Origin of the sequence: Pseudophaeobacter sp. 1A16562, from assembly GCF_041008785.1 — a bacterium.
Classification (GTDB): Bacteria; Pseudomonadota; Alphaproteobacteria; order Rhodobacterales; family Rhodobacteraceae; genus Phycobacter; species Phycobacter gallaeciensis_A.
Window position 1 is genome coordinate 44,294 of the sequence record NZ_JAXGFT010000016.1, and the last position, 25,316, is coordinate 69,609.

Annotated in this window: 19 protein-coding genes; 3 read left to right on the plus strand and 16 right to left on the minus strand. The window is 60.6% G+C overall.

Annotation, left to right across the window (positions count from 1 at the left end; translation table 11 throughout):
* Positions 1 to 986 precede the first annotated feature (986 nt).
* Positions 987 to 2,384, plus strand: coding sequence for a hypothetical protein (locus tag SM764_RS18990; protein WP_274861350.1), 1,398 nt, complete (start codon positions 987 to 989; stop codon positions 2,382 to 2,384).
* 80 nt (positions 2,385 to 2,464) lie between these two features.
* On the opposite strand, the gene SM764_RS18995 is transcribed toward SM764_RS18990, so the two are convergent.
* The 6 genes from SM764_RS18995 to SM764_RS19020 all read right to left on the minus strand — a co-directional run bounded on the left by SM764_RS18995 (position 2,465) and on the right by SM764_RS19020 (position 9,398).
* Positions 2,465 to 2,746, minus strand: coding sequence for a hypothetical protein (locus tag SM764_RS18995; RefSeq protein ID WP_274861351.1), 282 nt, complete (start codon positions 2,744 to 2,746; stop codon positions 2,465 to 2,467).
* A gap of 88 nt (positions 2,747 to 2,834) precedes the next feature.
* Positions 2,835 to 4,133, minus strand: coding sequence for a DUF5623 domain-containing protein (locus tag SM764_RS19000; protein ID WP_274861353.1), 1,299 nt, complete (start codon positions 4,131 to 4,133; stop codon positions 2,835 to 2,837).
* Positions 4,134 to 4,371: 238 nt separating this feature from the next.
* Positions 4,372 to 6,684 (minus strand): S8 family peptidase, encoded by a 2,313-nt coding sequence (locus SM764_RS19005; RefSeq protein ID WP_490363088.1) that lies wholly within the window; start codon positions 6,682 to 6,684, stop codon positions 4,372 to 4,374.
* Between the two features lie 35 nt (positions 6,685 to 6,719).
* On the minus strand, positions 6,720 to 7,706 hold the full coding sequence (locus tag SM764_RS19010) for an AAA family ATPase (RefSeq protein WP_274861355.1): 987 nt from the start codon (positions 7,704 to 7,706) through the stop codon (positions 6,720 to 6,722).
* Positions 7,707 to 7,839: 133 nt separating this feature from the next.
* Positions 7,840 to 8,448, minus strand: coding sequence for an SMC-Scp complex subunit ScpB (scpB, locus tag SM764_RS19015; protein WP_274861356.1), 609 nt, complete (start codon positions 8,446 to 8,448; stop codon positions 7,840 to 7,842).
* Positions 8,445 to 9,398: a DUF1403 family protein gene (locus SM764_RS19020; protein WP_274861357.1), complete on the minus strand. Its 954-nt coding sequence runs from the start codon at positions 9,396 to 9,398 to the stop codon at positions 8,445 to 8,447. Before SM764_RS19020 ends, scpB begins: the two co-directional genes overlap by 4 nt.
* A gap of 157 nt (positions 9,399 to 9,555) precedes the next feature.
* Here SM764_RS19020 and SM764_RS19025 point away from each other — a divergent pair, with 157 nt between their 5' ends.
* Positions 9,556 to 10,653, plus strand: coding sequence for a tyrosine-type recombinase/integrase (locus SM764_RS19025; protein WP_274861359.1), 1,098 nt, complete (start codon positions 9,556 to 9,558; stop codon positions 10,651 to 10,653).
* 12 nt (positions 10,654 to 10,665) lie between these two features.
* Here SM764_RS19025 and repC read toward each other — a convergent pair whose 3' ends face one another.
* The 5 genes from repC to SM764_RS19050 form a co-directional block, all read right to left on the minus strand.
* Positions 10,666 to 11,958, minus strand: a complete 1,293-nt coding sequence (repC, locus tag SM764_RS19030) for a plasmid replication protein RepC (RefSeq protein WP_274861377.1) — start codon at positions 11,956 to 11,958, stop codon at positions 10,666 to 10,668.
* A 241-nt stretch (positions 11,959 to 12,199) separates the two neighbouring features.
* Positions 12,200 to 13,147: a plasmid partitioning protein RepB gene (gene repB / locus SM764_RS19035; protein WP_274861360.1), complete on the minus strand. Its 948-nt coding sequence runs from the start codon at positions 13,145 to 13,147 to the stop codon at positions 12,200 to 12,202.
* 23 nt (positions 13,148 to 13,170) lie between these two features.
* A complete protein-coding gene (gene repA / locus SM764_RS19040) occupies positions 13,171 to 14,355 on the minus strand; it encodes a plasmid partitioning protein RepA (protein WP_274861361.1) in 1,185 nt (394 codons plus the stop codon).
* Between the two features lie 197 nt (positions 14,356 to 14,552).
* Complete coding sequence (locus tag SM764_RS19045; RefSeq protein WP_274861362.1) at positions 14,553 to 14,891, minus strand: DUF736 family protein; 339 nt, start codon at positions 14,889 to 14,891, stop codon at positions 14,553 to 14,555.
* A 550-nt stretch (positions 14,892 to 15,441) separates the two neighbouring features.
* The gene (locus SM764_RS19050) at positions 15,442 to 16,605 is read right to left on the minus strand and encodes an ATP-binding protein (RefSeq protein WP_274861363.1); all 1,164 of its coding nucleotides are present in this window, start codon (positions 16,603 to 16,605) and stop codon (positions 15,442 to 15,444) included.
* A gap of 129 nt (positions 16,606 to 16,734) precedes the next feature.
* On the opposite strand from SM764_RS19050, the gene SM764_RS19055 reads away from it, so the two are divergent.
* On the plus strand, positions 16,735 to 16,917 hold the full coding sequence (locus tag SM764_RS19055; protein WP_274861364.1) for a hypothetical protein: 183 nt from the start codon (positions 16,735 to 16,737) through the stop codon (positions 16,915 to 16,917).
* Between the two features lie 8 nt (positions 16,918 to 16,925).
* On the opposite strand, the gene SM764_RS19060 is transcribed toward SM764_RS19055, so the two are convergent.
* From SM764_RS19060 to SM764_RS19080, 5 genes are all read right to left on the minus strand, one after another.
* A complete protein-coding gene (locus tag SM764_RS19060; RefSeq protein ID WP_274861365.1) occupies positions 16,926 to 17,837 on the minus strand; it encodes a DUF2493 domain-containing protein in 912 nt (303 codons plus the stop codon).
* Positions 17,838 to 18,148: 311 nt separating this feature from the next.
* The gene (locus tag SM764_RS19065; protein ID WP_274861366.1) at positions 18,149 to 19,195 is read right to left on the minus strand and encodes a DUF7146 domain-containing protein; all 1,047 of its coding nucleotides are present in this window, start codon (positions 19,193 to 19,195) and stop codon (positions 18,149 to 18,151) included.
* Positions 19,192 to 23,589, minus strand: coding sequence for a strawberry notch-like NTP hydrolase domain-containing protein (locus SM764_RS19070; RefSeq protein WP_274861367.1), 4,398 nt, complete (start codon positions 23,587 to 23,589; stop codon positions 19,192 to 19,194). The genes SM764_RS19065 and SM764_RS19070 overlap by 4 nt, the downstream gene beginning before the upstream one ends.
* Before the next feature lie 514 nt (positions 23,590 to 24,103).
* On the minus strand, positions 24,104 to 24,733 hold the full coding sequence (locus tag SM764_RS19075) for a hypothetical protein (RefSeq protein ID WP_274861369.1): 630 nt from the start codon (positions 24,731 to 24,733) through the stop codon (positions 24,104 to 24,106).
* Between the two features lie 106 nt (positions 24,734 to 24,839).
* Positions 24,840 to 25,316 carry a DUF6915 family protein gene (locus SM764_RS19080; RefSeq protein ID WP_274861370.1) on the minus strand — a complete coding sequence of 159 codons (477 nt, stop codon included), beginning with the start codon at positions 25,314 to 25,316 and terminating at the stop codon, positions 24,840 to 24,842.

A 25,316-nucleotide genomic window follows, 5' to 3' on the forward strand; every position in this document is an offset into this window, starting at 1 on the left:
TCAGGGGAAAAAGATCGGCGACAACCTTTGTGGGCGGGGCGACAGCTGCGACCAGCATGTCATGCAACTCAGACACCGGGAGAAGTGCGGGCGCCGCGAAGGAAGTTGGGGGAACAGCCGAAAGAGAGAAATGCCTGTGGTGGCGACATTTCTGTCCTCTCGCTCCGAGCCGCATCCCGACCAGTCAGAGCTTTGCTGACCCTGCCTCACGTGCCGCGACGGCTGGTTTCCGTGGCAACCCGATGTGTGTGTAGTCTGGAAGAGCAGCAGGGATACCGTCGAAGCTTCGACAACGTGTCCGGATCACCCGGATTTCGAACGGAATCTCTATGGCGGCCCGATATTCTCCGATCCGCGCGTCACGACCATCACCGGCCTTATGCCAGCTGTGGCCAATGCGATCCTGCGGTCGTCGACCATCGTTTGCGACACATGATGATGGGGCGGGACAGCATGTCCGGCAAAGTCAGGAACAACACTGGCAGAGACGCGAGGTACGAGATTACTGATGTCTCGCGCCCGCCCCAGCGACCGTTACCAAATGGCCGAGATGAAGCGTTGCCACGACCATGCGACGGCTGGCCGGGCTGTCTCCGGAGGAGACTGCACCGCCAGCGGCACGGCGCAGGGAGAGGCGGCGTTTCAGCTCGGGGAGGGCGGCTGCTTGCAGCCGACCGAGTAGGGCGCGGTCCTGGCCAAAGGGCAGGAGGGGCCAAAATCATCGAGAGGGGCCCACAGGTAGTTGCTTGCCAAACGTCCACGATGTAAACTTGAGAAGCTCACTTGGGGCTGGCGCGCTGTAAAGTACAGGTCGGCGCAGCAGGTGGAAACCAACCCAGCGAACCTGATCCGGGCCCATTGGATCCTGGTTTGCCGAGCTTCTAGACACTCATCGGTTTGCTCAATCAGCTGCGCGCTTTCCGACTCCTGCTATAGGGCCCACGGCTTGAATTTGGACTCGGAGGCACGCCAGAGGAATGAGCAAAATGAACCTGAACACTGATGTGCAGTCAGCCGAGACCTTCCCGATCAAGCTCGAATGCCTGTCAAAAGGCGTCGACCGAATTCTGGCAAGATGGACCGGCGAAAATCGCCCTACCAAGTTGACACTCTTGAACGATCTTGCCGCCGCAATCTCCCCGGGCTCAAACTGGGGCGCGCTGAAAGCGAAACAAACCAAGCGAGCCCACCCACAGACGCGGCAGAACACCAGTTTCATCCCCGCGATCAATCGAAGCGCCAAAGAATTCCCCGCGCGATTGGCCGAAGTGAAAAACACCGGGAATGGAATTGACCTCGCATACCTCGTCGAAAAAATCCGCCCCCTATTTGCGATGCGGCACGCAGGCGATCCGATCATTGGATTAGAACTCAGCGTCGTGGAAGGGAATGGGTACAGCGATGCGTCCATCTATGCAAAACTGATCTTGAATCGTGGGGACGCGATTGGCATCGCCGAAGCATATGCATCCGACCTGGAACCGATCGCCGCGCAACTCGTCTTCAACGCAGTCCAAAACCTGAACTCCATCGAGTTGTACCCTACCTTGGCGCAGAATGCTTGCAGTGCGCTTCGGATCGTTGTTGGCCCCTTCGATTGCGTGCTGTCTATTCCGGAGTTCTATGGGCGTACGCCTGACGAAAGCCATGCATCTCAAGGGGTGCGGGTCCTTCTTGATGAAGGCGATACGCCGTCGGTCACCGATCTAGATCTGGCGTTGCGCCTGTTATCGGCAGTGGCCCCTCATCTCGGCCAGAAACAATTCGTGGAACATGGGAGCGTCCGGTTCAGGCTGTCCCAGCCACTCATGCAGGTTTGGGAACCGATTGGGTTTGCGACGCCTGACCTTCTCGATGATCGGCCCATGTTCTGGATTCCTGACGGCGAATACTGGGCGCATGAAGGCGATAACTACCTCCTCGATCACAACATTTGGACGCACAGCACACTTGGCGAGCCGCTCGATCTGGCTTTGGCACTGATCAATATCGACGACCCGGATGTCTACCTGAGGGTCGCGCTGACCCCGATGCCAAAGAGGTCGCAGAAATCCGGCCAACGACAAGAGAACTGGCGGGGCGGATTTCATCCCGACTTTCAGGTTCTCCGGATACGAGAGGGTGAACCAGTTCAAGAGCTTTGCCTGGACGACCCAACGAAAGAACGTTTCGAGCGGGGATTCATCGGGTGGGCTATTCACGAAGGGCACGAGGTTGTTGAGGACAGAGCCCGAACAAGAACTGAAGCGCTCATTCCACGGGACTTGAGGCGCGCCTCGCAGCACCTCCTTCAGGTGGAGGCGATTATGAACGGTGCCGACCCAACGGACAAAGAATTATTGCGTCGTATCCGGGAGGGAAAGGGTAGCGATCAGGCTGGCTAGCGATCTGTTTTGCGTCGTCTGCAACGAACAAGCGAGGCAAAGGTTTGCCTCGCTTAACCGTCTTGCGTCCTTGCTGGCAGCTACTGAACGACTATGCTTTCGCCAAGCGCAAAAGCGGCCAGTGCAGGATAGCGCGAAAACACGCCCTGTTCTCCCGAGGCGATCTTGAAAAGCCGAGACTGCGCATCAGCAATCGAGCTCGGGTCATCGGGGTTCAACTGACGAAAGATCGCAAGGACGGGCATGGCGACCTCAACAGTCGTGGCAAGTGTCCCACGTTCACTGAACTCGTTGTTGAAAGCTCCGTTGCCGATATCGTCGACCAAAGCAAAAGCTTCCCTACAAATTTCCGGATAGTCCATGATCAGAGGATTCCCTTGCCTTGATATTGACCGCGCCCAGAAGAGAGCGGTTGCGAGCCAAATAATCCTTTGGCGCGCAACGCAAAAGTTATCTCACCTTTTCTATCATCGATACGGACAATTCAATGCGCCGGAGCTGCCGGCGAAGTGGGGCGCAATCCGGATAAGCGTTCTTCAACATCCGTGCTATCCTACGAAGGGCTGCAACAACGTCGTCAGCAGAGGTCAATGCCTGCAGAAACGCCTGATCCTCATCGGTTCGAGTATAGTAGACTTCGAAGAACTCAGGGCCGTCGAGTTGCCCCCGATCAATCTCAAGGCTGAGCCAATCCTCGAGATCTGAGCGAAGCGCGCTCAAACGCGTATAAACCCCATCTGTCGCATATTGCGACGACATCACTGCCTTGATCACGCGGCCTGCCTGCACATGGCCATCAATTCCGAGTTCACCAGCTGGACGGCGGCGCGAACACCCGGGGTTGTAGTTATAGGGTACGGTGGCCTTGCTCGGAGAGGGATAGATCATCCCCTTGCACCTTGCGCGGCGTTCGTCCTGTTTCGTCTTCGCCATTGGGCTGAGAAACGTCTCCCATGAAGGTACAGATTCGCCCGTCCAGTTTTCGCTGACGACTGGCTCTGGCATGGCACTGATCTTTTCCATCAGAGCGTCAACGTCGTATCCTGAGCGTGTGTCGATACCGACATAGAGATCGCAATCGTAGGGCCGATACATCCCGGGCCAAGACGCCTTTTCAAGCCGCCAGCCGTTGCGGGTCGCCCATGCTGCGCGATTTGAATCGTCGGGCGCGTTGCCATAGGGCTCGTCGATCAGGACGAATTGACCACTGGCCGGATCTACCCAGTCTGTCGAATGGTCGATATTGGGCAGTTTGTCGGTGTCCAGAATTCTGGGGTAGTTCCTGCGGTCTCGGTTCGGTCGCAGTCCTGTATGCTCCATGAAACGGAGCGAACGCTCAGCTGCACAAAGCCTATCCCGCGCATACTCTTGCTTGTGGGCTATGTCATCACAAACGAAATGGTCTTCGGCAACCATTCGAAGGTTTCCGAAACCGCGGACGTATCTGAGCGCACTTTTGGGGCAGAGGTCGAGGATCGGCGTGGAAAGCTCAATCCGCAATGTTTCCCGCCCGCAGCGATGGCCGCGCTCCTTGTCACTCCAGTAGATCGTCAGCAACACATAGGGCTTGGAGTTCGTGAAACCACTGGTGGGCAAAGTGCGGCGTGCATGACGAAAATTGACACAATCGGCAGACTTGGCAGCGAGATCAAGCGCATCAGAATGCTTGATTCCGTTTGTCTTCTTCAGCTGCTTGGCAAGGCGTTTTACCCCAACGAGGGTGGTAGGTCGTGGACCATCGATCAACATGGCTATCTCCCGGCTTGACACCGAACGTCACTCGCCTACCGCCCTACAAGCCAGAGTGTTAGCTGATGGGATCGCTAGAAAGATCTTCGGGCAGTGCTGCCTGCAGCTTCGGAACGGCGAGTGCCATGCTCCTGCCAAGAGCACCTACAAGATAGGATGGATCGCACCATCATGCAACGTGCGTCAGGCTGGCTCGCAATTTTCGAGCACGCCATCTCAAACCAAAGGATTCGGGCCACTATACCCTGATGCGAACGCGTTGCTGCACTCGCGCGTAGAGCTCGATTGGGGCTTCGTGTTCCAGCTCCACAACGATCGCATATCGCTGACGGACTTCCTGATCTGCAGCCCAGCCTCCGACACACCGAACCACGAGGAAATAGTCGGCGCCGTACTGCGGAGTATCCTGGGTGAATTTTACACTCGCCGTTTGCAGCGTGTTGCGGTCACGACGTTGCGGCCCTGGGCTAAGACCACAGTTGAAACGCCCCGCCATCTCTGGCGCCTCCGTATCTTCGCCCGTATGGGATCGAAAATGCTCAAAGACCTGATCCGCTGTGCATCCCCGGATCAACCGGAAGTTCATTCGCGTGCCGACATATTCAGCGCGAGTTCGTCGCACCGGTGGGTCGAAGGCCAGCGAGACATGAATCCAGCGGGGACCATTGCCTTGGAACTCGGCAGGGATCGGGACCTGGTAAACAGCGAATTGGTCCATTCCGAGCGCGTCCTCGGCGTAGAGGACGACCCGATGATCATCCGAGAAGGTTGCTGTGGCAGGGTTTACAACCCCGTTTCCATGAATTTGGTCTCGCTCGGCCTCGATCATGCCGCCCAACCTGCGCTGCGTGGCTTCAGGGACGCGGGCAGAACTAGCCATAAACGCCTTGATGAGGTTCGCCGATGCGTCCGGATGATAACGCAATACTTGCGCCGCCTTGTGTGCCAGATGCGGGGCGGAAAATGATGTGCCCGTCTTGCTCACAATGAGTTGCCGCTGAAAGTCAGCGTTCGTGGTCAAAATGCCCGCATTTGCCAAGTGGGGCGCACGCTGCAAGCGCCGAGCCACGGCGTCGAACACCAATGTTCCACCGTAATCGACGAAATCTGGTTTCTTGATGCCTCCGGCACCCGGGCCAGTACGCGAAAACGGCGACGGTTCATCTGGCTCTGTGATGCGTTGGATGTGAACGTCGAATTCGTGCTCCGGCCCGAGGCCATTGGAATGCGCGAGCGACCCTACTGTTAAGGCGTTGACGGCGCCCGCCGGTTCGCAGACGCGGTTGGCATTTTCCAGAAGATAGCCCGGATACTGCGTGACGCCCTGCTCCAAAGACGTACCGCCCCTGGGGTCGCGATTGCCTGCAGATACGAAAATCAGGACATCAAGTTCGCGCGCGAGCTCGTCCAGGGTCGCGGCCCACGGCCCGACCCGACCGCGCTCGAAGCGTGCACGAGTATCCCCAAGCGAAATGACAAAGAGTTTGCACCCATAAGCTTCCCGAATGCGTTCGATGGTTGTCCGCATCTGGGTCGGCAAGGTGCGGCGCTCGAAAAACTGGCCCTGATCTGTCACTACTTTCGCCGAGATAATCCGAGCGGCGGGGACAAGCTCTGGCTGATCGAGATGATTCCGGAGATCGCCGTAGCAGGCGACACCGGCGACAGCCGTGCCATGACCGAAGACATCGGCCTCGCCAAGCTCTGCCGGAAAGGCCTCACGCGCGACGATACCATCTTCGAGCAGGGGGTTGTCGTTAACACCGCTGTCGAGAATAGCAACCACAGGCAAGTCCACCTCGGGCGGTGACACCGGCGGCACATCCCCCGCAGCAAGGGCCTCAGGCCGTTCCATCTGGATATCGGGCTGTGGCGGAAAATCGACAAATGCGACCTGGGGTATCGCAAGGATCGGCCGAATGGTCTGGCCGGAGGCTCGCACTCGGATGATGCTGATGGAAGGTCCACAATAGTGGTCGTAGAGTTCCCCGTCCTGGCTCTCGACCCAATCGACGATTTCTTCACCCAGCGACCGGCGGGCCGCCTGAGGACCGAACTCCCACAATTCGATATCGACGACGTAGTCCGTATCGTCCTGGAAGTCTTGGACCTCGGAAAATCCTTCTTCGCGCGCTAGAACGCCGAGACGGTCGCGACCTTCAATCGTGCCGATTGCGCCAATCCTGTCAATGAACCCCGCGTAGCGACGATTGCGCTGACCCTGCGGTATTGGACCCTCATATTCGTCGAGCCGGGTCCGAAAGTCCTGCAAGTCATCCGTCGACGAGAACAGGACCAGGGTGTTGTCTTCATCGGTGGACAGCACGGTCAGGCCAAGACCTTCCCAATCCCCCTCCATGCTTGCTCCGCTCATCTCCACCCGAAGGATCAGCGCCGGGTCAACGAACCTCGGAGGAGGCTGCTGTGCACGTTGGTTTTGGACGGCGGCGTCAACCTCCTGTCGGATGCGACCGCCATGACCTCCGCCTCGGGTTGGGGGGTTGGGCACTCTACCATGCTTGCGGCGGGCAAAATTCTCTGGCAGGCGCACCAGGGGCAGGTGCTGATGTTGGGGCAAGGTCTAACTCACGAACCGTTGGCAATCTTGCGAATCCGCATGCGCCGTCGATCGGCATAACGAATGGCTTCTCTGAAATGCTTCTTCGAGATCGACTTTTTGCGATCGAGCAGTGCCAGTTTTTTGGCCTGATTGCAGATCTTCTCGAGCTCGGCATAGGAATAATCCATGGTCCCCTGAACCATGTCTTCGATATCGAATTCGAGTTCCGAGTTCTTCATTGCATTGGTCAGATACCGCCGTGTCATCGCTTCATCCGGATGATCGAACCAGACGACTTCATCGAATCTGCGCCAGATGGCGGGATCGAGTTGCCCGTCCAGGTTGGTGGCCGCGATGAGGAACCCGCTTGGCTGGATCTGATCGATGAAGATCAACAGGGAGTTGACGACTCGGCGCAGCTCGCTGTGATCGCTTCCCTCTTCGCGCGAGCGGGCGAGCGCGTCGAACTCATCGAAGAACAAGACGCAGGGTTGACGGCGGGCGAACTCGAAGGTCTTGCGAATGTTGGACGCGGTCTCGCCCAGAAAAGAGGAGATGAGCCGATCGAGTTTGACATGGAAGAAAGGCAACCCAAGCTGGCCGGCAAAGATCTCAGCGCACAGTGTCTTCCCGGTTCCGGGAGGTCCGCAGAACAGGAGCTTTGAGCGAACTGGCAGGCCGTTCCGCTTGATAAGGTCTGACTTGCGGAACTCATCGATCAATCCCGTGAAGAGGCTGAGGTTCTCGACACTCAGCTGAATGTCCTCGGGGCTGAAGCGCGGTTCGATACGCTGAATGAACTCCTTTGCATCGTCCGGAAATGGAACGAGCCTGTTCATCTCTTTCGGTTGCTGCGCGGACGAAATCGTCTCGAGAGCATTGCGAAGGCCACGCGCAAGAACGCGGTTGTTCTTCTTTTCTTCTTCAGAGATGATCTGCTCGACGACCGCGCGGAATTCATCCTCACGTCCATAGTTGAGCAACAATTTTTTCATCAATTCGCCACGCGCCATGCCGCAACCTCCTGACCAATTTTGTAGCTCAACTTTCGGATGCTGACCACAAGATATTGATATGCGGCCGCTTATTGCCAAGCGATTTGGCGTGCTGGCGCGACAGACGACGTGCACCTCCAAACCAAGCGCACTACCCGGACTGTTCGTAGAGAATTTCCAGCTCCGGCAAGTCCCGCAGGCTCTGAAGATCGAATGTCACCAGAAACGTTTCCGTCGTCACAAAGGTATGCGGCGCCCCGGGTCTCGGCGACCGCGGGCCGCTGGCGATCAGGTCTTTGTAGCGCAGTCGCGCCAATAGATCGCGACTGACCTCCTTGCCGAAGATGTCGGCCAGCCCGGCGCGGTCGATCGGCTGATGATAGGCGATCGCGCAGAGCACCCCCATCTCCATCTCGGTGAAGGCCAACGACTGCTCGCCAAGATCGGCCGCCGCCTTGATCGCGTCTGCAAACTGCGTCTTGGTGCGGAACATCCAGCCGCCGGCCACCTGTATCAACTCATAGGGCCGCCCGGTAAGCTCTGCCTGGACGTCCTCGATCAGCATCTCGACCGAGGCCCCCTGCCCCACCACCCGCGCCAGGTCCTCGCGGCCGACCGGCAAGGCACTGGCGAACAGTACTGCCTCGATCCGTCCCATCCATTTGCGCCAACGCAGCCCCTGCGGCAGGTCTTCGAGGTCCCGATCAAGGACAGCGCCACCCTCCCCCGCAGGTTTCCGTTTCCTTGTCGCGACCGTCATGGCGCGATCCCGTAGAGCCGGAAGGTCGGCCGCCCGGTCAGCTCCCGCGCGACACCCAACTCCACCAACCGGTCGCAAAACCGTCGGGCGGCGCGGTCCGTCATCGGGATTGAGGTCCCGCGAATGTGCGGCGACAGCATCGAGGCCGGGGCGACCGCATCTTCGGACAGGAATAGGTTCACCGCCGCTGCCGATCCTTTCGCCCGGAGCTTCGGCGCCACGGCGCGAAGCGCTTCCGCCCGGCGGGCCAGATCCCGCGCCATTCGGATCGTCTCCTCGAGGGACTCGAGGATCCGCCTCTGGACTGCCAGCTCCGCCCCCTGCCCGTTCGCGCTTACGTCGCGTAGCGCCGTCTTGGTCAGGTACTGCTCCGAGACAGGCAGCACGATCTTCCAGTTCAGCACCCGCGCCAGGACGATGTCCGAGAGCAGGCAGGCGACCCGCTCCGCGCGGTCATCAGTTTCCAAAACGGCACGCATGACGGCCACGCATCCGGCCAGAGGTCCATGGGTCCGGGCCCGATCTTGCCCGGCGTCCAACCAACCGGCCACATCCTCCGCGCGGTCGGGCGCGATCAGGTCTGCGATCTCGCCGGGTCCGTTCAGCCGAAGCCGCACCGCCTCGCGCCAGAACGCCAGCAGATCGCCATCGGGTCCCCGCGGCTCGCCCGGTGGCGTCAGATGGTAGGCATCGCGGATATCCGCCTCCCGTGCCAGCCGGCCTTCCAGTTTCGAGGTCGCCGTCGCCGCAATTAGCGCCAGACGGTTGGCGAGCAGTTTTACGGGCACACCATGCCTAAGATCACCGATCAGCTGGTCGAGCACAGTCAGCGCGGCTCCTGACCGAAAGGCCACAGTTTCAAGGGTTTCGGCACGCCTGGAGGTGACCCAGCCGGGTAGCTGCGGTAGGGATTTCAGGTCGTTCGAGATGGTGGCGGACTGATATGTCATGCCACAACACTAGTCTCTCTCGGCGCTTTCGTCCACAAAATGATGCGCAAACCGCCGCACCTTGCTGTTCTGTACTATGTCCAATAACTTTGCATTATCGGACATTACGGGATACTTTGCAGCACAGTCTCATGAACTGCGGTTTTTCGGGGGAAAGATGTCGCCAGACAGCGAGAAATCGACCTCAGCGTCCTCTAACACGTATGATGATGCTCGCATCGACGACAGAGATCAAGAGGAAAGGGATGGCATCGCCCTGCCCTCTCATGTCGCCGGATCCGGCACGCTGGATCGGCTGGTCGACACAGCCCGCGACTATGCGCGCGCTGCTGCGTCGGACAACACGCTGAAGGCTTACGCAAAGGACTGGGCACATTTTGCACGCTGGTGCCGGATGAAGGGCGCCGAGCCGCTGCCTCCGTCGTCGGAGATGATCGGGCTCTATCTCGCAGCCCTAGCCTCCGGTTCGGGCCCCTCCCCTGCCCTATCGGTCGGTACTATCGACCGACGCCTGTCCGGCCTCGCCTGGAACTATGCACAGCGCGGTTTCACCCTCGATCGCAAGAACCGCCACATCGCGACGGTGCTGGCGGGGATCAAGCGCAAGCATGCGCGTCCGCCGGTGCAGAAGGAAGCGATCCTGGCCGAGGACATCCTCGCGATGGTGGCCACCCTGCCCTATGATCTGCGCGGGTTGCGAGATCGGGCGATCCTGCTGATCGGCTACGCTGGAGGCCTCCGCCGCTCGGAGATCGTCAGCTTGGACGTCCACAAAGACGACACCCCGGATTCCGGCGGCTGGATCGAAATCATGGAAGAAGGAGCTCTGCTTACGCTCAATTCCAAGACCGGCTGGCGCGAAGTGGAGATCGGCCGCGGCTCGAAGGACCAGACCTGCCCCGTGCATGCACTCGGGCAATGGCTTCACTTTTCGAAGATCAACTTCGGTCCGATTTTTGTCGGCACCTCTCGGGACGGCAAGCGCGCCCTCGATACACGGCTGAACGACAAGCATGTGGCCCGGCTGATCAAGCGCACGGTCCTGGACGCCGGCATCCGATCCGGCCTGCCCGAGAAAGGTCGCGTGGCACTGTTCTCAGGTCACTCGCTACGCGCAGGTCTTGCCAGTTCGGCGGAAGTCGACGAACGCTACGTTCAGAAGCAGTTGGGGCATGCCTCGGCCGAGATGACCCGCCGCTACCAGCGCCGGCGCGACCGGTTCCGCGTGAACCTGACCAAGGCCGCCGGTCTCTGATTTTCTGCCCCATCACGCCGCTTGCCCGCTGAGCCTGCCATAGAAGCTGCGCTCGAGATGCAGCTCCCCTGCTCCGGCCTTCTCTACCATGCCACGCAGATAGCCGCCCGGCGAAGACACTTCGCCTGCGCAATGCTTCTCGAAGACAAGCGCCAGCGCTGCTGTCGCCACCTGTTTGCCCAACCGGTCCTGCGCCACGTTCCAGGCATGCTCGGACACCCCGATCATCGGCCTGAGCTGCCCGGCAACCCGGTGCAGATCGCCCCAATCCTTCAGGAACCCGCCCATATTGCGCGCCCAGGACGCGAATTCCGGGCAGGCCTGCATCACAGTCGGCAGATCCAGCGCTGCGCGGTTCTTGCGTACCTCGGCAACCCAGTCTTCCAGCTCCCTGTCAACCTGGTCCTCGGGCTGAGCATTGGGCACCACGGCCGCGACTTCCTCATTTTCTGAGGAATTACGAGTTACAGGATTAAGTTGGTTTGTAATTAGTATATGAGGGTCAGAAATGACCTCCCTGGGGTTCATTCCTTGAGTCTTCTCAGGAGCTTGTTCCTTGGTTTCCGGTGTGTTTTCCACAGGTTGCACGACCTCAGTTGCCTTGAGGTAGGCCGCCTCGACCTGTGCCTGTAGCTCCCTGAACCACGTCAGCAGCCGGGCAAGCTGTTCTGACGCTTCGTGGCGGCGCGGAAGCCGGTCCAGAAGCTCCTCGAAAAGACCTGTGAATTGCGCCCAGGGGCCGCGCAGCACGCTGCTGACGGCCGCCTCGATCCGAGCGCGAATCATACGGCGTGCCACCGTGATTTGGCGCTTCAGGCGCTGACAGAGCTCGCGTTCGGCCTGCAATTCGGCATGAAGCTCCTCGAACTCCTCGACGCGCGCCGACAGCGGCGACAGATCGAAACCATAGGCTTCGACGATGCGCCCCTCGGCGTCCCTGCGGCCCCACCGCTTGCCGTTGGGGCTGTCCTGGAAGGAGATCACGCCGATCTCAGCCAGGCGCCGTGCATGGCGCTTGAGCGCGGAGAGCGAGAAGCCCGTCTGCTCCATCAGATAGGCGTTTGACGCCCAGACAATCGGGCGTTGCCCCTCCTCCCAATCTTGGGCCTGGGTAAAGGCCCCGAGCGTGTCGAGGAGCATCATGTCTCCGGCCTTGAGGCCAATGTAGGCCCCCACCCGCTTCACGGCGACGAACGCCCGCGCCTTGGGTACAGCTACCTGTTCACCGGCTTGGGCAAGCTGCTCTGCGGCAGCGAGACCTGCGGAGGCTTTGCGCCAACCTGAGGGATGCCAGGCGATGGACATACCTCTCTCCTGCTGAGGCACGTATGCCTCAGTTGCTCCAGACGGAGCATCAATGAAATTTTCCATGCTTTGTCAGCAGACAAAGAAATCCCGTTCGCTCAGAAGCGTTTTCTCTTGTGTGGTGATTCGGAGGCTGCTAGATTCTAGGTGTCTAATCTAAGAATTGCGCTCTGCGTAGCAGCCCTCGAAGCTTCGGTTTCGGGGGTTTTCTTTGTTTACCTTTCCTCCTTTCTGCTCGTCCTCACTTGCCCTCGACTGAATTTACATCTGTAAATTCGGCGTAGGATCTCTTGATGATGTCCTCGAGATTGATCTCAAGCCAGTTTGCGAACTCGGCGCTTGCGCCGGACTTCTTCACCGACAGTGACAGGCTGCCGCGACCTGCCTTGATGACGACGCCGTCCAACGGCGTAATCTCTTGAGGACCGCTGACCCCTTTCGTTCCGCGCTTGTTTGCTTCCTTGATCAGCGCTTCCAACCGTTCATCAGACGTCAACGAGGCACTGATCTTAGTCAGCAGGTCGAGCGCGACTTTCTCGGTAAGTTTCCGCTCGAGGAATAGCTCGGCCAGGTCCGTCCACCTCGGCCGACCGGACTTGGGCGCAGCGCCTATCAGGTCGCCGACTCTGGACGGGACATTCTGGGTCACCTTCGTCAGGTGTGAATGCCCTGAGGCGGAAAGGTTCAATACCTGGCGCACTGTCGCGCTTTCGTGACCCGCGGCTTGAATAGCCTCTGCAAAACGCGCCTTCTCGTAGAACGAGAGGTTGCGACGTGCTGCATTCTCCAGCCCTTTAGCCAACAACGCCGTGGCGTCATCGACATCCTGAACGTTTGCACGCACCTTGATGCCGAGCTCCCGGCACGCCTTCAGACGGCGGCGGCCATAGATCGCCTCGAAGCGCCCCTCGGCAGCCTTGGAGCGCCGAACGAGGATTGGTACCTGCTGTCCGCCTTCGCGGATGCTGTTCTTGAGCGCCTCAAAACCCTCATCGTCATCCTCGGCGTTTACAGCTGTAAACTCATCCAGTCGGTCTTTAGGCCCCCAATCATCGATCAGACCAGGATCGATCTCGCGGATAGACGCGAGTGACCCCTGCAGCGCCCCTAACGCAGGCGCACTTGTCTTAGGAGCCCTTTCGGCCGACGTACTGCTGGAACGTGCGATGGTGTTCGCGATACCCGACATATCTCGAAGGGACTTCCTAGCCATTATTTACGCCCCCATGATTGGTGGATCATGACTTCCACTTCGTGGCCCACAGCATCCATCGAGCCTTTTGCGCGATCGTAGGTCGCACGGGTCATTTCCGAGCGCACGACCTCGTAGATGGACTGCTTGAGCATGGTCGCATCACTGATTGCAGTGCTCTTGAGTGCGGTCGCGGACATAACGCGATCCTGGAACAGTGCACGCATGAACGAGGTCAGCTGCTGTGAGGGAACATCCGTTGGCTCATCCCGGGTGATCAGAAACTTGAAGTTATCGTACTGCAGCGTTGCGCCCGCATCCTCGATCACCCCCATGTAGGCGCCCGCGAGTTCAAGGAACTGGGCGGTTGAGGAGACATCCAACATCGAGGGCGTCAGAGGCACAATCAGAGAACTCGCGGCGGCCATTCCAGCGATGGTCAAGAAGCCCAGCTGGGGCGGGCTGTCCATCAGGACTAGGTCAAAATCATTCTCGACTTGGGACAGTGCATTGCGGATGCGCGTGAAGAAAGGCTGATCGGGGTTCGAATGTACCGCAGATTCAGTCTCGAACTCCGACAGCATGAGGCGCGAAGGCGCAATCGAAAGCCCCGGGAAGTAGGTCGGAACAACGACATCGGCCATGCTGACCGGATCGTCGTAGCGGATCGCGTCATAGACAGTCAGCCCATCAAACTCGATTTCCGGGCTGATGCCGCACATGGACGTGAGCGATCCTTGGGGATCCAGGTCAACGACCAACACTCGATAGCCGCGTAGCGCGAAGTAATGCGCAAGATGGATGCTCGTGGTGCTCTTGCTCGAGCCGCCCTTGAAGTTCATCAACTGCCAGACCTGCAGTTTCTCGTCACCAGACCGACGCGGCAGATAGCGCCCTTTCTTGCGTGATGACTTCTCCAGGATCTCGCGTGCGCTCCATATCTCTTGCGCCGTGTAAAAGCGCCGCCCTCCACGAACATCCTCGGGCTCTGGGATCGTCCCTTCTGAGTGCAGCTTTCGCATGAACTGACCGGAGACCCCGAGGAGTTCTGCCGCCTCAGGTGCGGAAAAAGACCGTAGCGTTTTGGTGCTATCTGGGGCAAAAGCTGAAAGAAGATGCTCCCGGATGGCAGCATTCAACCGCTCGGAAATATCTGTCGCGAGCGCTGAAGGCTTCTCGTTTGCCAGTGGTGTCACAGGAATCATCTAGTTGCCCCAAAATCGAAAATATGGCCTTTTTCACGCCACTTGGGATTAAGAGCCGTGATTCACGGCGCTAAGTCAAGATTTTTCCTCTATATAGTGTCTATTGAGGCCGGAAGAGACTACATGCGCGGACCGGCTCGTCCCCGAGTTTACAGCTGTAAACGTGCTGGCAGAGGCGACCCCCGCCAGCCCTTGGCTTAGGCGGCGTCTTTCGGCCCCCAAGGGATGACGGCCTGCAGGGACGGATCGTCCTGGTTCGCGGCCTTGCCGAGGTTGGCGTTGAAGCCGTGATCGCGGATGGTCAGCGTGTAGTAGTCGGCGCCGGTCTCCTTGTTCTGCTTCTTCCAGATGCCACCGCACTCGACCAGCTTGCCGCGCGGGGAGCGGCCGAGGACGCGGTGCGTGGGTGCCATCGGGTTCACGCTCGCGACAGGTTCGACCGTGATGTCGAGGTCGAAGGTCAGGGTCGAGATGGAGCCGACGCCCTTGACAGTTTCGATGTCGGCGCTGGTGAATTTGATGCCGTTCGTGGTCATTGCTCTTTTCCTTGTTTGCGTTGCAATGATGGTCACCTTGCAGCTGGCCAAGGCACGGCCACACCGAAGGCGAAGCGCAGCGGAGAGGGGCAGGCGCCGGTCTTTTTGCTGCGCGCGGAATGGCCCGCAGGGTCAGGGGAAAAAGATCGGCGACAACCTTTGTGGACGGGACGACAGCTGCGACCAGCATGTCATGCAACTCAGACAAAAGGAGAGTTGCGGTGGCCGCGAATGAAACTGGGGGAACAGCCGACGGAGATGCCAGGGGCACAAGTGACGTCTTCGCAATTGTACTGACACTGAGACTCAGTGCGGCCCAAAGTCGCCAGATCACAATCCGATGCCAACAGCGGGCATTTTCCCAAATCCTCTGGCGGGGCAGGATCGCTTGCGTCAGCATCCGGCGATGCAGGGCTCCGGGTACGATCGCGGGGTGACGCACTCATCCGCATAGTGCAGGACAACTGGTCAGAACAGGCCCCGAAGCACGTTCGGGAACTCATGGCAGGGTCCATTCCGTGGAGGCGCCGAGCAGATGATCAGACCTGGGTTAGAGTTCGCCCAGCAACTCGATCGCGCGGACAAGCGGCAAGGCGCGAATGTCATTCGACACCGGAACGTCACGCTCGCCCGCATAGACAAGGAACCTTCGATTGGCCCGAATATCCTCCGCGCCTGTGTGAAACCCTCGCGAGACCTTTGGCGCGGTTGTGCGCTTAATCTCGATCGCCCAGGTCTCGCCGCCAGGCAGGCGGAGGACCAGATCGAGCTCCGCGCCAGCGGAGGTCCTGTAGAAGTAGGGTTCTGTACCGGCAGGGGCGGCCGCAAGCAGGGCCTCTATGCAGAACCCTTCCCAGCTTCCTCCGACCACGGGATGACCGAGGAGCCCTTCGATCGCCCCTATACCGAGAAGGGCATGAACGATGCCGCTGTCTCTGACATAAACCTTTGGCGATTTGACCAAGCGCTTGCCGACGTTGTCATGCCAGGGCTGAAGGCGCCGCACGAGCATGAGATCGACAAGCAAGTCTAGATAGCGCCCGACAGTCTGCCCGGAGACGCCCAAACCTTCGGCAAGAGCGGCGGCGTTCAACAGACCGCCCTGGACATGTGCCAACATGGTCCAGAAGCGCCGCAAAGTCGCGGCCGGAATCCGCGGCCCGAGGGCAGGGATGTCCCGTTCGAGGTAGGTGCGCAGGAAATCTAGGCGCCAGTCCATGCTGTCCTGATCGCTCCCAGCCGAGAAACTGTCGGGAAAGCCGCCGCGCAACCAGAGCTGGTTCAACTGACCCGCTCCCACTTCGCCGAGCTGCAGCGGTGGCATTTCGATATATCGGACGCGGCCAGCAAGAGACTCTGCCGACTGCTGCAAAAGGACATTTGAGGCAGACCCAAGCAAGAGGAACTGGCGGGTTCGGAATCCGGCCCGACGGCGGTGATCGATCTGACCTCGAAGGGTCTTGAATAGACCTGGCATCTGCTGAACCTCGTCCAGGATAACAAGCTTGCCCACTTGTTCGTCCAGATAGAGATCAGGCTCGACCAAGACTTGCCTGTCCGCCTCTCGCTCTAGATCGAGATAGACTGACGGCTGCTCGGAAGCGATATTGAGTGCAAGTGTCGTTTTGCCAACCTGGCGGGGTCCGAGAAGGACCACGGCGGCTTGGCTCTCTAATGCAGATTGCACGAGTTGATGGGTCTTACGTGGGTACATACCTTGCAAATACTCCATCTCATGGAAACTTTGCAAGGTTAATCTCCGCAACAGCCACATACGGTTGCTCTATTCGGAGCATCACATTACCTCAGCACAATAGCAGTGGCTCAGGTGCAGCGACCCAATATGACAGCATTCGAATCCATATCCAAGGGACTAAAAGAGGCTCTGGGTTTCGCGAATGCCGACCTCGTCGGTTCGAAGGTGCATGAGGTTCCTGTCGCCGAATTCCTTCAACAAGTCGGCCAGTCCCAAGCAGCGTCTGCGAAGAAGCCTTCTGTCGTGCAGGATCTCTTGCGCGGCGCGTGAATCGGGGCCTAAGCCCCGATCCTCTTGATGCGGATCCCGAGCTTGCGGGCTTTGTCGACGATGTTCTCGGTGATGCCCGAACCGGGGGTGGCGATCAGACCCTGCGGCATGGTCTCGAGCATCTTGTCGTTGCGCTTGAATGGAGCCGCCTTGCCGTGGCTCTTCCAGTCGGGTTTGAAGACCACCTGGGTGACGCCCCGAGTATCTGCCCAGCGGGCCGCGATCATCTCTGCACCCTTGGGCGTGCCACCGTGCAGGAGCACCATATCGGGGTATTTGGCGTGGGTGGCATCGAGGACAGACCAGATCAGATCATAGGCGTGATAGTCCCCGCCCGAGAAAGCGATCCGCGTACCTTCCGGGCAGTGCACCTCGGTCTCCTTGCGGCGCTTGGCCGAGAGATAGGCGCGGCTGTCGACCACGGCGGAAGTCAGGCCGCGATGCGAGACCTTGGATCCGGTGCGGGGCAGCCAGGGAGACCCGGTGGCGGCCGAGAAGTGATCCACGGCCAGATCGCGCATCTGCTCGAAGGCGTCGCGATGATCCCAGAGCTTCAGCCCGATCATCTGGAGGCGCTCGAGCTCGACCGAGGCGACCTCTGAGCCGTCCTGGACGGCCAGACTTTCCCGGACCTCGAATTCGTTGTCATCGAGAAGCTTCTGGATATGGGTGAGCCGGCGATGGAAGATCGAGGTCAGGGACCAGAGCATCTCTTCGAGATTGTCTTCCAACTGGCTGCCGGTGAGAAGGCCGATGGTGGTGTCAAAGAGCGTCGCCATGGCGAGCTCGACCTCGTCGGTCTGGGGCAGGGGGCGGTGATCGGTCTCGCCGGGCCCGGGCGTTGCGCCGTGAAGTGCGAGATGGTCGAGGATGGCGGAGGTCACGCCGGTCTCCTCTTGGATGTCTGTCTGATGGGGCATTGTCTGGTTCCTCTGTTTGATCTGACCCGATTTGGATGGGGCGATAACAGGACCGGCGGCGACCGGGCCGCATCCGTCAGGATCGGAGCGCGGCGGAGAATGCGCCGCGGGCCGGAAAATTGTCTCCGCGAGGAATGGCCCGCCACGTTCATGTGGTGGGGCAGGGGAATTTTCTGGTTCGGGGCGCATTGCTGCCCGGGCGAGGGGCACTCAGCCCCGACCCGCTGGTCCATCGCTCCCCTTTTCCAAACGGGATCAGATCGAGCCCGCGGAACCTTTGCCCTGTCGGACATCCCCGAGGAGGTTGGCGGTCACCCGCCCTCGATCTCCAGACCTTGTGTTTTCATGGCCTTGAGCAGGGACCGGCACAGCGCATCTCTGCCAAAAGCCCGCAGATCGTCGTTGAAATCGCCCATGGTTGGCACGAGTTTACCACAGGCAATTCCAAGCGATTCCAGTTGGTTACACAATCTCGTTGATGCATTGCGTCCAACTTCGTCATTGTCCCGCGCGATCCAGATACGCTTGATCCCCGGCGGCGGGATGAAGAGGCTGAGATGGGTGGCGGTGAGACAGGAGGCGAGATCGAACTCCGGGAGAGCCGTGCCAACCGAGAGGGTGTTCTCGAGACCTTCGCCGACGATGAGATCGGTGCGAGGTGAGCCGGACCAGAAGCGGATGGCATGACCATGAAGCTGCCCGAGGATCCGTTTCGGGCTCTCGATCTCGGCCAAACCACCGGTGGACGGGTCAAGGTAGGCTCTTGCGCATCCGGTGATCTGACCCCGATTGTCGGTGATCTTAGCGAGCAGGGCAGGGGCCCTTTGCGGCGGATCGTCGTCGTCCTCGCCCTGCCGCAGGAAGACCCGCGGGTGAAATCGGAGGGCCGGACCCAGCCGTGTGATACCCCGCACTTGCAGATAGGTGGCAGCCAAGGTGCCAAGCACCGGCTTGCCCGCGGCGAAGAGTTTGCGCGCCCGCGCGATGCGTTTGCTGGAACCTGCATCCCGACGCTCAGCCCTTTGGGTTTCACGAGGTACGGCAGGGCAGGGGGCCTCGCCGAGAAAGGAACGGGCCTCCCTCAGCGTTTCCTTCAGCGTGACCGACCCAAGCCGTTCATGCAGCAGATCGATCAGATCGCCATATTCACCCGTCGCATAGTCGGCCCAGGATCCGGCTTTGCGCCCGCCTTCCGCGTGGAGCCGGATGGCGAGGCTCTGGCCCTTTGCGCCCGAGGTATCGCCAACCTGCCAATAATTGCCCTGCTTCCGCCCCTCGGGGAAATACTGGCGGCAGAAACTCTCGGTCCGGTCTGCGAGATCGGCCGAGAGGTCTGCGATGCTGCACTGCGCGCTCATGCCGCGGCATCCGCGGCGCTGGCGCCAACCGGATGTTCGGCGAGTACACGCGCCAGCACATCGATGCCATCCACCGGGATGAACACCCGCGTCTTCCACTGGATCACCTCGGTGAAACAGCCCATCGCTTTCAAACCGGGCAAGGCCGAACCCGACGCGCCGATCAATTCGAGCCTTGGCTGTCCCATGACCAGCGACCGGCGCAGCTGGTAGCCGCCAAGCAGGCTCAGGGTCGTTCGCGCCTCCATCACCGCGGCGAAGACCTCCTGTGGCGTCATCTCGATCTGACAATCGAGCCCAAGCCGTGCGTAGACGTTCAGGAGTTGCTCCTGGCTGACCAAACGACCGATGGCGCGCTCCCCGTCCTCGGTCTGCAGGCGATAGATCCGCATGTTGTCGGCGGGCAGCCGGTCCCAGATCGCCAGGAGCAACCCACAGATCAGCGTGATCTTGGAGGTGGTGAACTCCGGCACCGCCTCGACCTCGGCCTGCCAGAGCTGTTCGAACATCGCATCATCGATCTCCTCCCAGTGTGATTTCGAAAACTCGGAAAGCGCGAGGATCTCGGTCGCCATGGGCCGCAGCAGTTTCACCCGCAGGATCGGTACACCGTCCTCATCCATGAAGGCCGGCGCCTTCACCATCAGGGCCGCGCGTTTGGAGGAGGTGTTCCAGCACAGCATCGCGCCCTTCGTGTCGGCGCAGATCGCTTTAACCCGGGGCAGGGTCAGCGGATCGTTGCGATCGGTGCGCTCGACCGTCAGCGCGGTGGCCGTCGCCCCCGTCGCCTCACGCTCGAAGATGACTTTTCGGTCTACGATCTCGAATTTTTCCGCACGCAGGGTCTCGAGGCCGACATCGAGCGTGCCCGCCTGACGCGCATCTTCGATGATGGCCGAAAGGAACCCGCCGAAGGCATCAAAAATTGCGTCCTGCATGTCAATCCGCAGCGCCAGGCAGCGATTCAGGAACTGCTGGATCGGCGGCAGGTTTTCTTTCATCGTGCCATCCGCCTCATCGAGCGTCAGCCCGGTCATCTCCTGAAACTTCGCGTAGGAGCAGGCCTCGATCTTGCCCGCCCGCAGCTTGTAGAAGAATTGCCGCAACGCCGCCCGTGCGTAGGGGCTCTCGAGGTTGTCCTCCGCGCGGAACATGTTCTGACCGCCGGTCTCGCGTTGACCCTTGGTGATCGCCCCCAACGTATCGAGGCGACGGGCGATGGTGGAGAGAAACCGTTTTTCGCCCTTCACATTGGTCGCCACCGGCCGAAAGAGCGGTGGCTGCGCCTGATTGGTGCGGTTGGTACGCCCCAGCCCCTGGATCGCATTGTCGGCCTTCCAGCCGGGCTCAAGAAGGTAGTGCACCCTGAGGCGCTGGTTCTTGGCGCCGAGATCAGCATGGTAGCTGCGCCCGGTGCCACCGGCATCGGAGAAGATCAGGATGCGCTTGGCATCATCCATGAAGGCCTGCGTCTCTCCGAGGTTGGAGGAGGCAGGCCGGTTCTCGACCTTGAGCCGCCCCTCGCGCGTCTTCACGATGCGCCGCTTGCGCCCCGTGACCTCGGCCACAGCCTCGCCGCCAAAATGCCAGAGGATTTGGTCGAGCGCGCCCTGCACCGGGGCGAGGGCTCCCAGATGCTCGACGAGCTCATCCCGCCGCCGCTCCGCCTCGCGGCAGATGATCGGGTTGCCATCGACATCGAGGGCGGGGCGGGATCGCAGATCGCCATTCTCGTCGGTGTAAGGTTCAAACAGCTGCGTCGGAAAACTGTGCATCAGATACTCCATGACCGCTTCGCGCGGCGTGAAGTCGACCTGCAGATCGTCCCAGTCCGAGGGCGGAATCTCCTCGAGGCGGCGTTCCATGACCGCCTCGCTGGTCGAGACCACCTGGATCACCGCCGAATCACCCGCCGCCAGATCCGCTTCGATGGCGCGGATGAGCGACGGGCATTTCATGGCCGTGATGAGATGGTTGAAGAAGCGCTGCTTGTTGCTCTCGAAGGCCGAGCGCGCGGCGGATTTCGCTTGGGCGTTCAAGGTGCCAGTTTCGGAAGAAATGCCCGAGGCCTGAAGGGCGGCTTCAAGGTTGGTGTGGATGACCTGATAGGCATCGGCATAGCTGTCGTAGATCGCGATCTGGGCGGGCGTCAGCTCATGCACCAGCATCTCGTATTCGACCCCGGCATAGGAGAGGGACCGCGCGAGATAGAGCCCAAGCGCCTTCAGGTCGCGCGAGATCATCTCCATGGCGGCGATGCCCCCGGCCTCCATCGCGGCAACGAATTCAGCCCGCGTCACGAAGGGGAAATCCCCCGTGCCCCAAAGGCCAAGGCGGGACGCATAGGCGAGATTACCGACGACCGTCGCGCCGGTGGCCGAGACGTAGAGCACGCGCGCATCGGGCACGGCGTTCTGCAGCGCAAGGCCCGCGAGGCCTTGCTGGGAAGCCTTCTTGTCACCGCGGTCGGACTTTTCGCCGGCGGCATTGGCCATGGCGTGGCTTTCATCGAAGGCGATGACCCCGTCGAACCCTTCGCCAAGCCAGGACGTGACCTGGTCGAGGCGGGAGGCCTTGCCCTCGCGTTCGGCCGAGCGCAGCGTGGCATAAGTGACGAAGAGGATGCCTTCAGGGAGACGGATGTCGCTGCCCTGGCGGAATTTCGAGAGCGGCACGATATCGCTCTCACGACCCCCGAGTGCAATCCAGTCGCGCCGCGCGTCTTCAATGAGCTTGTCGCTTTTTGACACCCAAACCGCCCGGCGGCGCCCCTGAAGCCAATTGTCGAGGATGATGCCCGCGACCTGCCGTCCCTTGCCACAGCCCGTGCCATCACCCAGGAACCAGCCCTTGCGCAGACGGAATGCGCCTTCGTCACCCTCAGCTGCCGCCATCAGCTGGCCTTCGATCTCGCCGCGCTTGAACCAGCCCTTCAGGTGCGTCTCGTGCGCATTGCCCGCGTAGATCACGCTTTCGAGCTGCGGCGCGGAAAGGAGGCCGTCCGCGACAAGGGTCTTCGGCAGTATCGGCCGATAGGTCGGGACGGGCGGCGGAACCGAGGCCATGGCGGCGGATTGAACAAGTGCTGTCGGATGCACCGCCGCGCCATCGATCCGGATCGCCTGAAGGTCATAGGCCTCGTAGACCGTGTCCTGCAGCGTGCCCTCGGGTTCGCTCCAGGCTTTTGGCAGGTAGCCGAGCGGGGCCGTTTCGACGTCGTCGAATGGATGTCTGGCGCGTTCCTCGGCGAGCGCTCGGGTTTCCTTGCGCGCGGCGTTGCGCAGGGCGTGCAGGTTGGTGCGGGTAGGGCGAGACGGGACCGACAGGGCCGTACTGGTGGGGCAGGGCGGGGGGCTGTGGCGCTCGGGGCAATGGGTGAGCACTGCGGCGAGAAGTGCAGCGGTCGTGTCGCAGATCGGATGATAGGCGGCCTCTATGTCGACCGGCGCGGTCGCTTCAGCGCCAGCCGCGCGCTTGTCGATCACCGTGAGCCGCGTGTCGATCGTGGTGCCATGCCGCGTGAAGACCCTGCCGTCGATCGCGGCGGAAAACACAACATCGGCGCTTTGGCCGATCCGTTGAAACGTCGACTGGAAGCTCTTCGACGAGGGGCGGAAGCTCTCGCCCGTGATGACGACAAGCCGCCCGCCCGGCGCGAGGCGTGCCAGGGCGGACAGAACGTGCTGACTTGTTGCTTGGCGGAACCGGCCTTCGACATGGTTCGCAGCGGAGAAGGGCGGGTTCATCACGACGACCGAGGGCACGGTGGACCGGTCGAGGCGGTCGTCGATCGAGGCGGCATCGTGGCCTGATACGGCGGCATCGAGGAAAACTTGTCCCAGTAGGGCGCGGCGGGTCTCAGCGAGTTCATTCAGCGCCAGGCGCGTGCCAGAGATCCGTGCGAAGACCGCCAGCATGCCAGTGCCCGCCGAGGGTTCGAGCACCAGATCGTCGACGCGGAACCCCGCCGCCTGCGCAACGATGGCCGCAAGGGGCAGAGGGGTCGAGAATTGTTGCAGACGCACGCTGTCTTCCGAGCGCCGCGTGTGGGACGGGGCCAGCCCGGCGAGGCGCTCGATCATGGTGAGGAAGGCCTGCGATGAGGCGGTCTGGCGCTGCATCAATGCGCCGTAGCGCGAAAGCATCAGGATCTGCGCGACTTCTGCCGCTTCGTAGGCGTCCTTCCAGACCCAGGCACCGCTCGTGTCGCTGGCGCCGAAGGTATCCTCCATCGCGGCGCGGAGGGCTGCAGCGTCGATGGGTTTGCCGGCCTCGAACAGGGGGACGAGGGTTCTCGCAGCCTGGATCAGGTTGTGGGCGAAGCGCGAGACTTCCGGGCGGGCAGGGGCCTCGGGCACGGGCGCAAGTTGGACGGAATGGGGGTGAGCGTTCATCGGCAATCTCCGGGGTTGAGGGTTGGCCCCAAGCCCCGCGCGCACTCTCTCACCCGGGAGGGGTCACCCCTCCCGCCTTGCCTCTCGCTCTTTCATGGGAGTGCTGATCTCCGCCTTGCAGCGGAAACTTATCCCCAGAAACTGGGGATGGGTCTGTGGACGCTGTCGCGGGAGCCCTTGTCAACTTGACGAATTACCAGCTCGCCTTAGTTTTGGGTGGTTTTCGGCCTGCGCATCCGAAACAGGTCCCTCTTCGACCGATTGGCGGCAGTAAGCACCCGGACAACTTTCAGGAAGAGCTTTGAAAAAGAAAAAAGGCGGCATCCGGGAGGAGGTGGATGCCGCCGTTTAGCTTAGATCGGTTCAGGGAGGAGGAGAGAACCGATCACATTCGAAACATAGTGGTCATGCTGCGACCGCACAATAGGCGGGCTATGATATTACTGCAGTGCAGCAATGCGCGACCATTCGGGCTTTTCACAAGAGTGGGAACATGTGTCACCTGTGCCGGTTCCTAAGGGTGAACTTGAGCAGCAGCGGACTGACGTGTTTGACCCGGCGAAGATGTGGGCACCGCCTCCCGCGCTTCGGGCAAACAGCCGGTCTCATAGTCACCGACGAACCCCCAGCAAGCGTCGATTTCCTCACCGTCCTGCTCAATGACATAGCCATAGACCCGGCCGCCAAGATAGGCGTCGTAGGTGACGATTTCAGCCCGCAGGATGTCCTCAGCCTTTTCGCGTAGCGCCTTGGTGACGCGTTTCGTGCCGAACTCCTTCCGAACCACCTCAAGCGTCACATAGACATAACCAACCTGGCCGGAATCCCACGGGCAATGGAACCCAATGGTGTTCATGGCGAGCCCGGAATGATCATAGAGAAACACGGGCAGTAGGATCGCCTTGCGCTCGGCGCGTTCGCGCAACTGGTCCATCGAGAGGTCGCTCTGCTCCGAAACACCGGCGAGATCGCGCAAGAACGCCTCGGGGCTGTCGAACGGATGGCTGTCCCCCAAGCGGTATCGGCGGTGCCAACAAATCAGTTTGCCAAGGTTGCACCACTCCCGTGGGCTCTCAGCATCGGTGTCATGGTAGATCCTGATGGTGTGGCCTTGGTAGGCCTCCTCGTAGACAGGGTCGTGCATGTCGTTATCCTTTCTTGAAACGCAATCGACCCGCCGAGCCAGTTGAGGCCGCAGGCGGGTCGATTGGGACGTGGTCAGATGGTTGGCGAGTTTGCCGATCGGCGGATCAGGCGGCGGCGCGGTTCTGACGATGCTGAACGTGCTCGACAGAGACCTTGAGAAGCCAATCCTCAAACCCGAGAATGGTCTGGTGATTGGCCACCGCTTCGATCCAGACCGCGCGCGGATCGCTGCCGATCTGCGTCGGGTCGTTGTCGATCCGACCACTGGCCATCCACGGTTCGGGTTGTATGCGTCCTAGCCAGTCCGCCAGCGACGGGATACGCCCCTGGCAGTCTTCGCGCACATGCTGCTCGCCAATCCAGCGGATCGGGACGACCCGGCCCGCGCTGTTGGTCAGGATGTGTCCGAAGATCCGTTGGGCATCATAGATTCCGGCCGTATGATGGCGGTAGGCTCGGTGGACAAAGAGGGCCAGGTGCTCTTTGGATGAGTCAAACCAATCATGCACGAACTGGTAGTCATCTGGAACGCCGCCGAACTTTCGGGCCGAGCTTTCTGCGTGATGGAGGGGATGTGCCAT

What these genes read in the sequence shown, in the direction of transcription:
- SM764_RS18990 (WP_274861350.1), top strand. Translation starts at nt 987, where the DNA reads ATGAACCTGAACACTGATGTGCAGTCAGCCGAGACCTTCCCGATCAAG.
- SM764_RS18995 (WP_274861351.1), bottom strand. Translation starts at nt 2,746, where the DNA reads ATGGACTATCCGGAAATTTGTAGGGAAGCTTTTGCTTTGGTCGACGAT.
- SM764_RS19000 (WP_274861353.1), bottom strand. Translation starts at nt 4,133, where the DNA reads ATGTTGATCGATGGTCCACGACCTACCACCCTCGTTGGGGTAAAACGC.
- SM764_RS19010 (WP_274861355.1), bottom strand. Translation starts at nt 7,706, where the DNA reads ATGGCGCGTGGCGAATTGATGAAAAAATTGTTGCTCAACTATGGACGT.
- scpB (WP_274861356.1), bottom strand. Translation starts at nt 8,448, where the DNA reads ATGACGGTCGCGACAAGGAAACGGAAACCTGCGGGGGAGGGTGGCGCT.
- SM764_RS19020 (WP_274861357.1), bottom strand. Translation starts at nt 9,398, where the DNA reads ATGACATATCAGTCCGCCACCATCTCGAACGACCTGAAATCCCTACCG.
- SM764_RS19025 (WP_274861359.1), top strand. Translation starts at nt 9,556, where the DNA reads ATGTCGCCAGACAGCGAGAAATCGACCTCAGCGTCCTCTAACACGTAT.
- repC (WP_274861377.1), bottom strand. Translation starts at nt 11,958, where the DNA reads ATGTCCATCGCCTGGCATCCCTCAGGTTGGCGCAAAGCCTCCGCAGGT.
- repB (WP_274861360.1), bottom strand. Translation starts at nt 13,147, where the DNA reads ATGTCGGGTATCGCGAACACCATCGCACGTTCCAGCAGTACGTCGGCC.
- repA (WP_274861361.1), bottom strand. Translation starts at nt 14,355, where the DNA reads ATGATTCCTGTGACACCACTGGCAAACGAGAAGCCTTCAGCGCTCGCG.
- SM764_RS19045 (WP_274861362.1), bottom strand. Translation starts at nt 14,891, where the DNA reads ATGACCACGAACGGCATCAAATTCACCAGCGCCGACATCGAAACTGTC.
- SM764_RS19050 (WP_274861363.1), bottom strand. Translation starts at nt 16,605, where the DNA reads ATGTACCCACGTAAGACCCATCAACTCGTGCAATCTGCATTAGAGAGC.
- SM764_RS19055 (WP_274861364.1), top strand. Translation starts at nt 16,735, where the DNA reads ATGACAGCATTCGAATCCATATCCAAGGGACTAAAAGAGGCTCTGGGT.
- SM764_RS19060 (WP_274861365.1), bottom strand. Translation starts at nt 17,837, where the DNA reads ATGCCCCATCAGACAGACATCCAAGAGGAGACCGGCGTGACCTCCGCC.
- SM764_RS19065 (WP_274861366.1), bottom strand. Translation starts at nt 19,195, where the DNA reads ATGAGCGCGCAGTGCAGCATCGCAGACCTCTCGGCCGATCTCGCAGAC.
- SM764_RS19070 (WP_274861367.1), bottom strand. Translation starts at nt 23,589, where the DNA reads ATGAACGCTCACCCCCATTCCGTCCAACTTGCGCCCGTGCCCGAGGCC.
- SM764_RS19075 (WP_274861369.1), bottom strand. Translation starts at nt 24,733, where the DNA reads ATGCACGACCCTGTCTACGAGGAGGCCTACCAAGGCCACACCATCAGG.
- SM764_RS19080 (WP_274861370.1), bottom strand. Translation starts at nt 25,316, where the DNA reads ATGGCACATCCCCTCCATCACGCAGAAAGCTCGGCCCGAAAGTTCGGC.